We start from the raw sequence: 14,301 nt of genomic DNA on the forward strand, positions 1-14,301 counted from the left end.
AGCCCCGAGTTTAGCAGCGAAGCCGCAGCCACCGCTCCCATGGACTGTCCGACGTGCGGAAAATCGCTGGCGGCGGAGCGGGGCGTGTGCCAGCACCATACGAAGGTCCACGACGAACCGCTACCGAACCGAACGTGCAAGGGGTGTGCACGGGGTTTTACGATCCGAAATCCCGCCGATCGTACTGCGACGACTGCGATCCTAACGCCGGGGAACACAACGACAACTGGTCCGACGCGACCGAAACGACGACCTGCGACTGTTGTGGCGACTCGTTTTCGTACTATCCGTCGACCAAGGACGGAACGTACTGTTCGGACTGCGTCGCGTCGGCCGACGGCCTCTTACCTGAGAATCCAAGCGAGTGACCGTTGCCTGCCAGCACTCGAAGCGACCCTCGAGGTCGTTCCCTCTCGAGCGACCGACCGATCGTACGGCGTCTGCTGTACGCTCGAGTGCTACGGTGCGTGGCTCTCGTCGAACGTCGTCGGCCCGGACACCACCAGTGGGAAGGTGGGTCGTTCGACTACGGCCAAAAGTGGTGGCAGATTCGACGGCAAACCCTCGAGCGCGACGGCTACGCGTGCCAGCATTGCGGGGCAGACAGGGACGACCTCGGACGGAATCCGGACGTACATCATTGCCAGCCCGTTCGGTCGTTCGACCGACTCGAGGACGCCCACACGCTGGATAACGTCGTCACCCTTTGCCGAAGCTGTCATCGGCGGGCCGAAGCGGGGACAATAGCGGTGTCCGCCGAGGACGAAAAGTAACACTATTGTGCGACGGTCCGTTACAACTCGAGTGACGTCCCGTGAAACCGAGCAGTTCCGTCGGAACTGCGAGGTACGCGTGACGAGGAGTCCCGTGGCGGTGAGTGAATCCGGAGGATTTACGAGTCACACGAGACTTGGAACGACGTGAGAAGTCCCGTGGTGTAGTGGCCAATCATATGGGCCTTTGGACGTGTTCGGTTCAGGCCGTCACGGAAGATAGCCCATGACGGCGGTTCGAATCCGCCCGGGACTACTTTTGCGCCGAACAAACCGTGAGGCACAAATATCCTCGGCGGTTCGTACCCAGAGGACGAGAGGATTCGAGTCCTCGCGGTTCGAATCCGCCCGGGACTATATAACTAATTTTGCACTTCGCGGCCGGCAATACGACATCACGAGTCCCAGTCCGAGATGGATCAGACACTACGAGACGACAAGCCCTGAACTCGAGCGTTTGTCCGACTCCCAACGGACGTCTCTCCTCGTAGGAGCATCGCCGTTCGCCTGCGGTCGCTGGAACTGCCGACGTACTCCCGTCATTCCAACGGTCTCACCCGTAAGAGACATGACGGGAATTCTCCGTATTTCGGGCGTCTCCGACCGTTTAACGGAACGATAATGAAGTGGCTGATCACTCTTTCAGTGAGTAGATAGCTGTGCCGTATCGACTGAAACCGCTGCCGGGAGGAAGTCGGCGGCGGTCGACTGAAGCGACCGACGACAACCAAATTTACTGCAACGATGACACGGACGTCTGACCGTGACGACACCACACCGGCCGAGCATACCGAGGGCGAAGCGGATGGGCTAGATACGCTCGTCATCGGGATCGATGCGGGGTGTCGACCGGTCTTTGAGCGACTCTTCGAGGAGAACCGGATTCCGACCATCGAGCGGCTGTGTACCGAGGGCGCAACCGCGCCGTTAGAGTCCCAGATTCCGCCGTGGACGCCGAGCGCCTGGCCGTCGATCTACACGGGTGTCAACCCCGGCAAACACGGCGTGGTTGGCTTTGTCGGCTACGATGGATACGACTGGCACGTGACGAGCAACGACGACGTCCAGGCGCACCCGCTGTGGACGCTATTGGACCGACACGACCGCTCGAGCGTCGTCGTCAACGCGCCGGTGACCCACCCGCCCGACGAGTTCGACGGCGCGGTGATCCCCGGCTTTCTGGGGCCGGAGGATCCGCCCTGCCACCCCGAGGGGCTCCTCGAGGAGGTTCGCGACGAAATCGGCGAGTACCGTGTCTATCCCGCCTATACGCGCGGCGACGACTCGCTGTCCGACGACGAAAAGATCGCGGAGTACCGAAACCTGATCCGGATGCGCGGCGAGGCGTTTCGGTACCTCGCCGAGGAGTTCGATCCCGATCTCGGCTTTCTCCAGTTCCAGAAGACGGACACGGTCTTCCACGAGTTCGCCGGCGACGAGGAACTCGTCAATCGGGTCTACGAAGCGACCGACGATCAGCTCGCGACGGTGCTCGAGGACTGCGATCCGGATCGCGTCTTCCTCGTGAGCGATCACGGGATGGGGCCGTACGACGGCTACGAGTTCCGGATCAACGAGTTTCTGCGGGACGAAGGCTACCTCGAGACGACGACCGGCGGCAAGGGGATGCCGTCGTGGACACCGATGCGCAGGCGGCTCCGCGAGGGCGAGGAGTGCGAGTCCTGGGAACCCGGCATGACGGCGCGTGCGGCGTCGATCGCCGCCCGGTTCGGGATCACCGCCAGTCGCATCAGAGCCGCCCTCGAGCGGGTCGGCCTCGCCGATCTCGCGAGGGAGTACGCGCCGAGTGGCGTCTCGCGGACGGCCAACGAGCAGGTCGATTTCGTTAATTCCGCGGCCTACGTCCGGGCCCGAACCGAACTTGGCGTCCGGATCAACCTCGAGGGGCGGGATCCGAACGGGGTCGTTCCGCCCGAGGAGTACGAGTCGCTTCGCGAGGAGCTGATCCGGCGCCTGCAGTCGGTCGAGACTCCCGACGGCGAGGCGCTGTTCGAGACGGTCGCGCCGCGCGAGCGGTACTTCCACGGTGACCGCGTCGAGGATACCGTCGACATCGTGACGATCCCCAACGGATTCGACCACATGATCTCCGAACAGCTACTCGACGGGGAATACTTCAGCCCGGCCGAACCGTGGAACCACAAGCTCGACGGGATTTTCGCGGCCGCCGGCGAGGGGATCGACGAGGAGGCGGCGCTCGATCGCGTCCACATTTTTGATGTCGCACCGACGGTCCTGTCTTCGATGGGCGTCCCGTACAGCGATCACATGGACGGAAGTGTCGCGCCCGTCGCCGATCCGGTCGACCCGATATCGTACGCAACCTACGAGGACGACGGCGACGGTTCTGATCGGTCGGAGCCCGACGAAGACGTGACAGACCGGCTGGCCGATCTGGGGTATCTGAACTGAGTCGCCGACCGGCTCGAGGTCGTCCCGGTTACTACAACGGTCGCTTAGCTTCCGTATAGGTTTGGACGCCGTTCCCGACCACGTGATAGGAAACGGGCATTGCATGGGATTTATCGCTGAAGTTCATCTCGTTCACGACGAGCTCGCGTTGGCATCGACGATCGCAAACCATCCCGAGACGACGTTCCGGTACGAGTACGAGGCGTCGACCGACGACCGTCGATACCAGTTTGTCTCCGTGTTCAGCGACGACGAGGCGGCCGTCAAGGATTCGATGGCGTCGGACCCGACGGTCTCGGACCCAACCCTCATCGCGACGTTCGAGAATCGGACGATCTTCCGCGTCGCACTCGAGACCGACCTCGCGGTCCTCCCCGACTGGGGCGGCGAGCACGGACTGTTCGTGTTCACGGTGACAAGTGGCGAACGCGGCTGGGTCGCTCGCATCTACCTGCCGAACCGGGACGCGCTGATCGCGTTTCGAGCGCGGTGTCGCGACCGTGGAATCTCCTTTCGCGTGACTCAGCTGTACGATACGTCGGTCTCCGACAGCGGCACCTTCCACCTGACCGACCAGCAACACGAGATCCTCATGATGGCCTACTACGGCGGCTACTTCGATATTCCCCGCGGAATCACGCAGGACGATCTGGCCGAACGGCTCGGCATTTCGGACTCGGCGGTCTCCCAGCGGATCCGACGCGCTACCGCGGAACTGATCGCGGCGACGATCGAGAACGATCGGATGCCGAATCAGTAACTGGAGTGAAACGAGCGGGCACTTGAGGGGGGTGTTCTATCGATGTCGGACGAGCGTCAGACGAAATATCGGACATATTATTGACATTAGCACTGAACGAATTAGTAATTCAGAGAGACGCCGAATATCGCCACGAGTGCGCTTCAGACCGGAGATTATTATCCCGGCAATCAGTTGTGTCTGCTGCAAGTGTTGGTTAATCTACCACTACCCCATAGGGTTTCAAACTTAAAAGCTTGCTATCCGAAGCCATAGTTACTGGACCCCGTCATCACTCAGAAAGAAGTGAATATCAATGGTGGAACGAAGCGATCTGCGGCATTCGGATGGGATGAACTCGCCGCAGTTTCAGTCGGATGGGAACGGTACCGATCGATCTACTGACGACGGACGAACAGATGCAGGACAAACACGACGCACGGTGCTCGGTGGACTCGTGGCTGCAGGTGCAGCTGGTCTCGGTCTGTCGACGACCGCCGGCGCCTCGAGCGCGGCGGTCCCGTACGAGGAATACCACGACGAGTACGAGAACGTCGTCGACGTCGTCGAGGCCGGCGCGGACAACACTGGGACGGAATCGATCACGCCCGTCCTCGAGGACCTGCGCGCCGACGACACGCTGTTCGTCTTCCCGGAGGGGCGCTACTACATGGACGAGCAGTTCAGATACACGGGCTTCGAGAATATCGGCTTCGTCGGCGACGGCGCGACGCTCGTCCCGGCGGATTACCACGCCTTCGACGGCCCGCAGTTTCGGCTGTTCCGTCTCGGCGTCACCTACAACCCCGGCAGTCGCCTCCGATTCGAGGGGTTCGAGGTCGATCAGACGGCCCCCGATACCGGGATCCGAGCGATCGAAGCCTACGTCTCCGATCGGCTCGAGGTGCGCGACATCACCGTTCGCGGCCAGCACGACAGCGGGACGTGGGGTCCGGGACTGTTCAACATCACCGATCCCGACGGGACGGGGCTCGTTGAGCGGTTTCGGGCGCCGGACGGCGGTGCGTGGGTCGAGAACACGCCGAACGCGGGCCAGCGCTGGCGTGGCCCGATCGGGATCGAGGCTAACCAGAACGCGGGTACCCTCGAGTTCAAACACTGCTGGCTTGGCGGCTTCCCGAACAACGGGCTCTACGCGGCGGGCAGCGAGGGACAGATCGTAGTCAGCGGCGGTCTCTACCGGAACAGTAACGGAGCGAACATCCGCGTCGGCGGCGCGAACAGCGTGATCCAGTGGCCGACGGTCGAGGTTGACGAGTCGCGACCGGAGGATCGATCCCAGCGCGGGATCCGGATCGAGAAAGGTCGAGACATCGAAATCTACGGTGCACTCGTCGATATTACCTCGCCGATGCCGACGAGCCATGCGATCTCGGTGATGAACACCTGCGAAAAGGCTCGAATCAAAAACACCGAGGTTCGGATCCGCGGGTCGAGCGTCAACCACGGCATCGTCCTCTCGCCCGACTCCGGCGAGACGACGATCGCAGACACGTCGATCAGCCACGAGACCGCGGGCGGGTATCCGCTGTGGATCCGCGACAGCGACAGATCCGATCGAATCCTCGCCGAACACCTCACGATCTCGGGCCGATCCGGCGACGCCAGTGGCTTCCGCGACGGGATCCGTTGTGAACGGGACAACTGCCGGTTCAGCCACATCTCGGTCACCCAAGAGGGTCGAGACGGGACCGAACGGAATGCCATCGTCAACACGGGCGCGGACCTGACCGTCTACAAGAGCGAGCTGCGCGCCAGCCAGTATCCGTACCTCGACGTCGGGACCGACGCGCTCGTTCGCGACTCCGACCTCGAGTCGACGGGCGGTGAGGAAGCCGTCTGTCTCTACGCGTCCTCAGAGAACCCAACCTTCAAGAAGAATCGCCTCGCGGGCGGGATCCGCGACCTCGGCGCGAGTGGCGTCACGACCTGGGAGAACACGATCGAATAGTCGAGACGGTCCCCCTTGCGAGGACGGAGATCTACTGTATCGGCCATTTACCGGGGTTTAACACCCGTATAATAAGTCTTCATCGTCGCCACGTCGCACTACTGTGAGCACGTTGGATGCTGAACGGGCGTCGGCGAGGGGAGCCGCCGATCCTCAGCACGGACGCTCCCCGGTGAGAGCGTGAATCGAAGTATCGCGAGCGGCGTCTTCTCGGTCGTCAGTGTGAAGGTCGTCGTGCAGCTCCTCACTGCCCTCTCGACGCCGCTCCTCTATCGGTTTCTCGGCCCGTCGAAGTACGGGGACTACGCGTTCCTGCTGTCCGTGTTCGCCATCTACATGATCTTCGTGAGCTCCGGCGTCACCGACGGCGTCCGGAAGTTCCTCGCGGAGGATCGCAACGACGCGAACTGGAGCGAACACGTCGTCGGCTTCTACTTTCGGCTGGCCATCGGTCTCGCCGCCGTCGGCGCCTTCCTGTTGATACTCGCCGCCCGATTGGGAATCGTCGACCGCGCGTTCGGAGACGGGTTCGCGATCTACTTCTATGCGCTCGCCGCCCTCGTCGTGACGGCCCAGTTTCGCGACTACGCCCGAAAGACGCTGATGGGCTTCGGCCTCGAGCGCTACTCGGAGCCGCTGAAGATCCTCGATACGGTCTCGTTCATCGTCGTCGCTATCCCGCTGGCGTACGTCGGGGTCGGCGTAATGGGGGTCCTCGCCGGCCATCTGGTCGCGAGTCTGCTCGTGGCCGTCGCCGGACTGGCCATCGTTAACCGCCGGGTTCCGCTGACGTGTCTCTCGAGTACGCCGACCGAACGGTTCCCGCGCAAGCAGATGCTCACGTTCAACACGATGAGCATTGTGCTCGTGTTCCTGCTGATGTCGCTGTACCACATCGACATCGTGATGCTCCAGCGGTTCCGGACGAGCGCGGACGTGGGGAACTACAAGGCGGCGCTGACGCTGGCCGAGTTCCTCTGGTTCGTCCCGCTGGCGATCCAGACCGTCTTCGTCCACTCGACGTCGGAGCTGTGGTCCCAGAACCGCCGCCGAAAGATCTCGAAACTGGCGTCGCGGGCGACGCGGTACACGTTCCTCCTGACGGCCGTCATGGCGGTCGGGCTGGCGGCGCTGGCCGACATCGCCGTGCCGATTTACTTCGGCGACGAAGCCGTTCCGGCGATCGAACCCCTCCTGTTGTTGCTGCCGGGGGCGCTCGGATTCGCGCTCGCACGACCGATCCTCGCGGTCTCGCAGGGCAAAGGGAACCTCCGGTATCCGATCGCGGCCACCGGCGTGGCGGCGCTGCTCAACGTCGTCCTCAACGCCGCGCTCATTCCGCGCTACGGCATGCACGGTGCGGCCGTCGCGACCAGTATCGGCTACGGAACGATGTTCGTCTGTCACTGCTGGAGCGCCCGTCGCGTCGGTTTCGATCCACTCGCCGACGCGCGACTCGCTCGAGCGGCGTTGACGACCGTTCTCGCGGCCGCTCCCATCATCGCCCTCGCGACGGTAATCACGAATCCGTGGTTCGCGCTCGCGGTGGTCCCGCCGGTCGGGTTCGTGATCTTCGTCGGCTTCGCGCTGCTGGTCGGCGCGCTAGACCCGTCCGAACCGTTCGAGATCCTCTCGGTGTTTCCCGATCCGATCGGCTCCCGGGCGGCCGCGATACAGGTGTCGTTCGAGGGCGAGGGTGACGAGGACGGCGAAACGCGAAGTTGGCTTCAGAGCCTGCTGTTCGTCGCCGGGTTGTCGCTGTTCGTTTCCGGACTCGCGCTGGGCATCCTCGGCACCGGCATCCAGAGTCTCCTTCCCTGATCGATCGGCGGAGCGAATGCGACCGATCGGGTTCGATCCCGATTCGCGCGGAACGCCGTTGCTGTTCCTCGAACGAACCGCTCGAGAGGGCGCGGTCGATTGGTCGATTGTGACCGTCGAGTGCAGTATTCGGATATTCGCTCGAGTTGACTCTGACTCATAGGCCGATTGAGAACTGGTTACACTGCGGACTGACGAGTCGAAGCCTGACGCGAAGTGCACTCGAGAACGGCGAACAGTCGACGGAAGCAGAAACCGGACAGCTGGGCGAATCACGACAACGGAACCGGAGACACGACGAGCGATCTCGACGACGAACGCGGGACTAGCGGACCTGGCGCTCGAGGTGTTCGCTCTCGGCCATGTCGAACACCATCGCGAACAGGAGGAACGCGATGCCGGCGACGAGCAGGAACACGGTCGTCGACCCCTGCACCGACGGACCGACCGTCGCGAGCGTCGCGAACAGCGTCACGACGGTGGCGAGGATGCCAGTCGCGGCCAGCCCGGCGCCGACGAGGTAGAAGAACGCAAGCGGGTGGAAATCGAGCACGAGGTACTTCGTCTTCAGCCGCCACAGGAAGTTACGCAGGAGCATCGTCGACACCTTCGGGATGTACTCCGAGTACGTGATGCTCGACTCCTCATCGCCGTAGACGGCCGGCATGGCCACGTCGGCAATGCGCATCCCGTGGACGTTCAGCTTCACCAATAGGTCGTTACAGTAGCCGTAGTACTCGTAGAGGTTCTCCAAGTCGATCGCCTCGAGGGCGTCGCCGGAGATGGCCGTGTAGCCGTTCTGGGGGTCCATCGTCTTCCAGTAGCCGGAGGCGATCTTGGTCAGGAACGAGAGGATCGCGTTCCCGACGAACCGAAACCGCGGCATCGCCGCGCGGTACTCCCGCGAGAGGAGGCGGTTCCCCTTCGCGTAGTCGGCCTCGTTCTCGACGAGCGGGTCGAGCAGCCGCGGCATCTGTGAGAGGTCCATCTGCCCGTCGGCGTCGACCGTTACGGTCGCGTCCACGCCGTCGGCGCGCGCGGCGAGATAGCCGGTTTTGATCGCTCCGCCGGCGCCGCGGTTCTCGCGGTGGCGGATCGGGACGACCCGTCCGATCGCGTCCCGGACGGACGCCCGTTCGGTCAGCATGGACGCGCCGCCGTCGGTCACGAGCGCCCCGTCGTCGGCCGCGTCGCGTCCCGCGTTCGCGTTGGCGTCGTCGCGGGCCGCCTCGAGGATCTCGTCCCAGGTCTCGTCGGTCGAGCGGTCGTCGATGGCGTAGATCCGATCGACGTAGTCGGGCATCTCGCAGATCACGTCGCCGACGAACCCCTCCTCGTCGTACGCCGGCACCACGACGCCGATCGAGGCTCCGCGGTACATCAGTACCCCTCCAGCAGGTCTGACGGGGTAACGACGTCGACGTCGGCGGCATCGACGTGTGTGAGCAGGTCCGCGAACGCCGACTCGGAGATCCCGTCGTCACCGATGTGTTCGAAGTGCAGGACCGCCAACTGGCCGTATTCGGCCGCGTAGTCGACGTAGTCCCGCGTCGTCTGGCCAGCGGTTCCTGAGAAGAACCCGACATCGTGGAAGTCCGTCAGCGGGAGACCGTTCGGGGCGCTGCCGAACCGGAACGCCGTCTCGTGGTGCTCCCGGACGAGGTCGAGCGTCTCCGATCCGAGGATGTTCCGCGGCGTCATGAAGTGTCTCGCGCCGTCCGCGAAGCCGCGACTCTCGAGGAAGCGCTTCGTCCGCTGAATGCGTTCCGCCTGTTGTTCGCGGGGGAACTCGTGGAGGAACCGCGCGCCGGTCCGGGGGCGCGCAATGGCCTCCCAGCCGGCGTTGCCCAGCGTCTCGAGTTGCCCCATCGAGAGGCGACCGGACTCACCGAGGGCCTCCGGGATGACGGCCTCGACGCCCGCGAACTCGAACGCGTCCAGGTGCTTGAGCGCGCGTTTGTAGTGATCCTCGAGTGTGGCGTCGAACAGGAGCATCACTGCGCCGCGGTCGGGGCGGTCGACCGTTCGGAGGTCGTCGATCCGACAGTCGATCGGGCCGGTCTGGTCGCCTCGGCGGCGGGCGGTCAGTCGGATCTCGCGGACGTCGCTCAGGTCCGGCGTTCCGTCGACGCCAATCGTCCCGAAGTCGACGCGCACCCAGCGATCGGTCGGGCCGGTCAGCGTCCGGTGCATCCGTATGGCGCTGCGCGCGTCGGGCGCGAACAGCTCGAGTGACAGTCGCAACTGGTCGCGCTCCGAGAAGGAGACCGCCAGTGAGAGGTTTCGGTCACGGAGGTCCAGCCCGTCGGGGACGGACCGATAGATCGACGCGGTCTCGGTGCCCTCGTCGGCCGTTAGCTGCGCCGACTGCGAGTCCGCGTAGGGGTCGTCCGCGGTGGCTTCAAGGTCGCCGGCGTCGATCATCGCCGACCAGTCGTCGAGGGCTTCGAAATCGTCGATCGGTTCACCCGGCAGGTCGAGTCCGTCGGTCTCGGCGCCGCCACCGTTCTCCTCCTGTGACGGCGCCGACTCGTCATCGTCGTCGTCGTCGCGCAGGCTCGAGAGACAGCCGGCGAGCCCGATCGCTCCGGCGGTGCCGATCGTCGTCAGGAACGTTCGTCGGTTCCGGTGGGTCATTGGTTGCGGGGACGAACCGTTCTACCTTTCTTATACAGCTATTAGCCGACGAGCGACCCCAGACCCAGGGTCGCGACCGGAGCCGCGCTCCGCGCCGGTCGCAGCCGGCGATCGATTCGTGTCGATCCCTCGCGGCGTCGTCCCCGGCGTTTAGCGACGCGATAATAATGGCTCGACCGTTCGGAGGTGGGAAAAATGCCACGAGTCAGCGTCGTGATCCCGACCTACGACAGAGCCGAGACGCTTCCGCGCGCGATCGACAGCGCGCTCGCGCAGACGGTCGACGACCTCGAGGTCGTCGTCGTCGACGACGGTTCGACCGACGAGACGCCGTCCGTGCTTGCCGACTACGACGATCCCCGGGTCCGTCCCGTCGTCCACGCGACCAACCAGGGGGCCAACGTGGCCCGGAACACCGGTATCGAGCACGCCCGCGGCGAGTACGTTGCCTTCCTCGATTCCGACGACGAGTGGCGCCCCGAGAAACTCGAGCGCCAACTCGACGCCCTCGAGGGACGATCCGAGGAGTGGGTCGGCGTCTACTGCGACTCGACCTACGAACTGTCGGGGGCAAACGACCGCCTCCGCGGGGTCGCCGCGTCCGCGCTCGCGCGGTCGGACGACGAACCCGTCCAGGAGGGTGGCGAGGAACTCATCGGGCCGATCCTGGCCGACGAGGTGCAGCCGGACGCCGGCTCGACCCTGCTCGTCCGGACTGACGTGGTCCGCGAGATCGGCGGTTTCGACGAGGAACTCGACCGGTTCCAGGACCCCGAATTCTGCCTGCGAGTGCTCAAGGCTGGCAAGCTCGCGTACGTCGACGAACCGCTGGTCGTCCGCGAGGAGACGGGCCAGCCGCCGGCGGCCGTCATCCGAACAGCCAGCGAGCAGTACCTTTCGATCTACGAGGACGAGGTCGAGCGGTTCGAAGCCGAGGGGTATGAGATCCGTGCCGCCCACCAGCTCGTCATCGCGAAGGCCTACCTCTCCGAGGGGCGTCTCCTCCGCGGGCTGTGGTACCTGCGCGGCGCCGCCGCGTCCGCTCGGCAGTACCCCGGCCTCTGCTGGGCCGCCGGGAGCGGCGTCCGACGGCGTCCACTCCCGATCGTCGCAACGGTCGCGCTCGTCTTCGGCGTCCTCGCCGTGACGGCACTCGAGCGGACCGCGATCGTCCGTCGCGTACTGACCGAGTAGCTGTCTCCGTATTTCCGCTTCTCAAGCGGCGAGTCCGCCCGGTTTGCACGATTTCTGTTGGTCATATCGTCCGCGCTCTGACTGCAACTGTCTTGGTAGTTCGATAACTAACAGGATCCACGTGGCAGGCTCATCCGTGAACGTCAGAACGCTCTACAACACGGCCAGGGCGGTGCAGGGACTCGTCGGGTCCGAGTACGAGTCGGACGTCTCGCGACCGCTTCGCCGACGCCTCTGGCTCTGGCGGCGCGGCTTCCTGAGCAGATCCGACGCGGTCTATGACCTCGACTCGGAGAACTACCGCGACTACGTGAGCGACTACGAGCGGTTCGTGCGCACGAAACGGATCAACGGAACGTGGTCGGTGGCCCTCTCGAACAAGCTCCTCTTTCACCGGCTCATGCAGCCGTTCGACGCCGAGCGGATGACCGTCTACGGGCTGCTCCGCGACGGGACCTACCACCCCGTCGACAGCCGACGCGGCCGCGAGATGGCCGATGGAGGGCCGACGGTCCCGGAGCCGATCGGCGTCGGCGGACCGGCGTCCGAGCCGGCCCGGTCGTCGCCACGGACGGAGACGAGAAACGCCGCCCAGCGAGTCGTCGATCGACTCGAGGTCGAGGGGCGGCTGGTCCTCAAGTGGGTCCACGGCGGCGGCGGAAACAACGTCATGCTGTGTTCGCGCGCCGACGACGGTTACCGGGTCGACGGCGACCACTACGCCGAGGCGGAGTTCCGATCGCTGGTCGCCGACCTCGAGGACTACCTCGTCTGCGAGTTCGTCGACCAGGGTACGTTCCCGGCCGCGCTGTACCCGGCGACGCCGAATACGATCCGACTGATCACGATGTACGACGACGTCCTCGACGAACCGTTCATCGCCGCGGCGATCCAGCGGATCGGCACGACGGACTCCGCGCCGCTGGACAATTTCACGCAGGGCGGCCTCTCCGCGTCGGTCGACCGCAGGACGGGCGAGCTCGGCCCAGGCGCGCGACCCCCTGACGGCGACGGTGTCGAGTGGCACTCGGAGCACCCGGATACCGGAATGGCGATCGAGGAGAAACAGATCCCCGGCTGGCAGCGGATTCGATCGCGGGTCCTCGAGATGGCCGACGCTTGCTCGTTCCTTCCGTACGTCGGCTGGGACGTTATCGTAACCGACGACGACGGCGGCTTCACCGTCATCGAAGCCAACAGCTATCCCGGTCTCAAATCCATTCAGGTCCACGGACCCTTGCTGACTGACGACCGCGTCCGGCGGTTCTACGAGCAACACGGTGTTCGGTAACGGCGTCGAACGGGGTCGCTAACTACCTCGAGTCTCCCGGATGGATTCGCTCTCTACAACCGTTTCACGACGGTTTCGAAGGAAGAAAAAGAATATCCGCTGACGTTATTCTCGCGATAGTAAACACATCCTATCCCGAATCGGGCGGTGGAATGCAGCGGAATGCGCTTTCACGACGATCGGTACTGTCATTCGCGGGCGCCTGCGCGATCGCTGGCGCCGGCGCGACGGCAGTCGGTGGGGCACAGGCAGACGGAACATCCCGAGAGTCCTTCACGATTCGCAAGGGAACGGCTGAGGAGACGACGGTCTACGTCACGAGCGCGGACGTCGACGGCCCGACGGTCGTCATCATCGGCGGCGTCCACGGTAACGAGGTCGCGGGCTATACGGCAACGGGTGCAATCGCCGACTGGGAGATCGGCGCCGGAACCCTTGTCACCATCCCCAAAGCGAACGCGGCCGCAGTCGAGAACGGGACGCGGACCGCCGACGACGGTGTCGACCTCAATCGACAATTCCTGGAGGGGCGCGAGCCGGGGACCGACCTCGCCAGGGCGCTCTGGAGTGTCGTCGTCGAGTACGATCCGGACGTTGTGATCGACCTCCACGAGTCGACGGGCATCTACGCGAACGATCCCGTCGACGGCGTTGGGCAGGCGATCTTCCACTCCGACGGCGAAGCCGCCGCGGCCGCGACCGATGCGGCTGAGTACGTCACCCGGAACTACATCGACGACCGGGCGCTCGCGTTTCAGACCGGGCCGTTCTCCAGTCCCGACAACGACCCGAGGGGACTGCTCGTCCACAAGGCAGCTCGCGACCTCGGCGCCGACGCGTTCCTCGCGGAGACGCTCTCGACCGACGTCCCACTCGAGACCCGCGTGCAGTGGCACTCGGCGATCGTCGAGCGGCTCCTGACGGACGATCTCCAACTCGAGGCGGCCGACGCGAATTCCGGTTCCGACGAGAACGAGACGGACGACGGCGCCGACGAGAGCGAGTCGGACGACAGTGCTGACGAGAATGAGACGGACGACAGTGCTAACGAGAATGAGTCGGACGATGGTGCCGACGAAAACGAGACGGACGACGGTGCCAACGGGAACGAGTCCGCCGAAGACGAGACGGCGGCAGAAGCGCCCGTCGCGTCCATCACCGCCTGTCCCCGGAACTTCGTCGGGTCGGCGCTCGAGTCCGGGCAGACGGTTCAACTCGACGCGTCGGGATCGGAGGCGCGCGGCGGCGAGATCGTCCGTTACGAGTGGGACGTCGGCCAGACGGCGCAGTTCGACAAGACCGGTGAGACGATCACGGTGACGGTCGGTACGAACGTCCGCGACACGATCGTGTTGCGCGTGACTACCGCTGACGGTGCGACCGATACCGATTCGATCACGCTCTCGACGAACTGATCGGTCCGGAACTCGCGCTACTGCGG

Annotated in this window: 9 protein-coding genes, 1 tRNA gene and 1 pseudogene; 9 read left to right on the top strand and 2 right to left on the bottom strand. The window is 64.5% G+C overall.

Annotated features, from left to right (window positions below):
* The first annotated feature begins 39 nt into the window (after positions 1 to 39).
* From EH209_RS25110 to EH209_RS11980, 6 genes and pseudogenes are all read left to right on the top strand, one after another.
* Positions 40 to 773: pseudogene (locus EH209_RS25110) on the top strand (HNH endonuclease).
* 153 nt (positions 774 to 926) lie between these two features.
* A tRNA-Gln gene (locus EH209_RS11960) sits at positions 927 to 1,029 on the top strand.
* Positions 1,030 to 1,517: 488 nt separating this feature from the next.
* Positions 1,518 to 3,206, top strand: a complete 1,689-nt coding sequence (locus EH209_RS11965) for an alkaline phosphatase family protein (protein ID WP_126663108.1) — start codon at positions 1,518 to 1,520, stop codon at positions 3,204 to 3,206.
* Positions 3,207 to 3,309: 103 nt separating this feature from the next.
* Positions 3,310 to 3,966, top strand: a complete 657-nt coding sequence (locus tag EH209_RS11970; RefSeq protein ID WP_126663109.1) for a helix-turn-helix domain-containing protein — start codon at positions 3,310 to 3,312, stop codon at positions 3,964 to 3,966.
* 436 nt (positions 3,967 to 4,402) lie between these two features.
* Positions 4,403 to 5,917 (top strand): right-handed parallel beta-helix repeat-containing protein, encoded by a 1,515-nt coding sequence (locus EH209_RS11975; RefSeq protein WP_204748313.1) that lies wholly within the window; start codon positions 4,403 to 4,405, stop codon positions 5,915 to 5,917.
* Between the two features lie 180 nt (positions 5,918 to 6,097).
* On the top strand, positions 6,098 to 7,738 hold the full coding sequence (locus tag EH209_RS11980; protein WP_126663110.1) for a flippase: 1,641 nt from the start codon (positions 6,098 to 6,100) through the stop codon (positions 7,736 to 7,738).
* Between the two features lie 325 nt (positions 7,739 to 8,063).
* Here the strand turns inward: EH209_RS11980 and EH209_RS11985 are convergent, their stop codons facing one another.
* Entirely contained in the window at positions 8,064 to 9,119 is a 1,056-nt protein-coding gene (locus EH209_RS11985; RefSeq protein ID WP_126663111.1) for a glycosyltransferase family 2 protein, read from the bottom strand.
* Positions 9,119 to 10,375, bottom strand: coding sequence for a polysaccharide deacetylase family protein (locus EH209_RS11990; protein ID WP_126663112.1), 1,257 nt, complete (start codon positions 10,373 to 10,375; stop codon positions 9,119 to 9,121). The genes EH209_RS11985 and EH209_RS11990 overlap by 1 nt, the downstream gene beginning before the upstream one ends.
* A gap of 195 nt (positions 10,376 to 10,570) precedes the next feature.
* Here EH209_RS11990 and EH209_RS11995 point away from each other — a divergent pair, with 195 nt between their 5' ends.
* The 3 genes from EH209_RS11995 to EH209_RS12005 all read left to right on the top strand — a co-directional run bounded on the left by EH209_RS11995 (position 10,571) and on the right by EH209_RS12005 (position 14,275).
* Complete coding sequence (locus tag EH209_RS11995; RefSeq protein WP_126663113.1) at positions 10,571 to 11,569, top strand: glycosyltransferase family 2 protein; 999 nt, start codon at positions 10,571 to 10,573, stop codon at positions 11,567 to 11,569.
* A gap of 136 nt (positions 11,570 to 11,705) precedes the next feature.
* Positions 11,706 to 12,860: a sugar-transfer associated ATP-grasp domain-containing protein gene (locus EH209_RS12000; protein ID WP_126663114.1), complete on the top strand. Its 1,155-nt coding sequence runs from the start codon at positions 11,706 to 11,708 to the stop codon at positions 12,858 to 12,860.
* A gap of 152 nt (positions 12,861 to 13,012) precedes the next feature.
* Positions 13,013 to 14,275 (top strand): succinylglutamate desuccinylase/aspartoacylase domain-containing protein, encoded by a 1,263-nt coding sequence (locus EH209_RS12005; protein ID WP_126663115.1) that lies wholly within the window; start codon positions 13,013 to 13,015, stop codon positions 14,273 to 14,275.
* The last annotated feature ends 26 nt before the right edge of the window (positions 14,276 to 14,301 follow it).

Source organism: Haloterrigena salifodinae (assembly GCF_003977755.1).
Lineage (GTDB): Archaea > Halobacteriota > Halobacteria > Halobacteriales > Natrialbaceae > Haloterrigena > Haloterrigena salifodinae.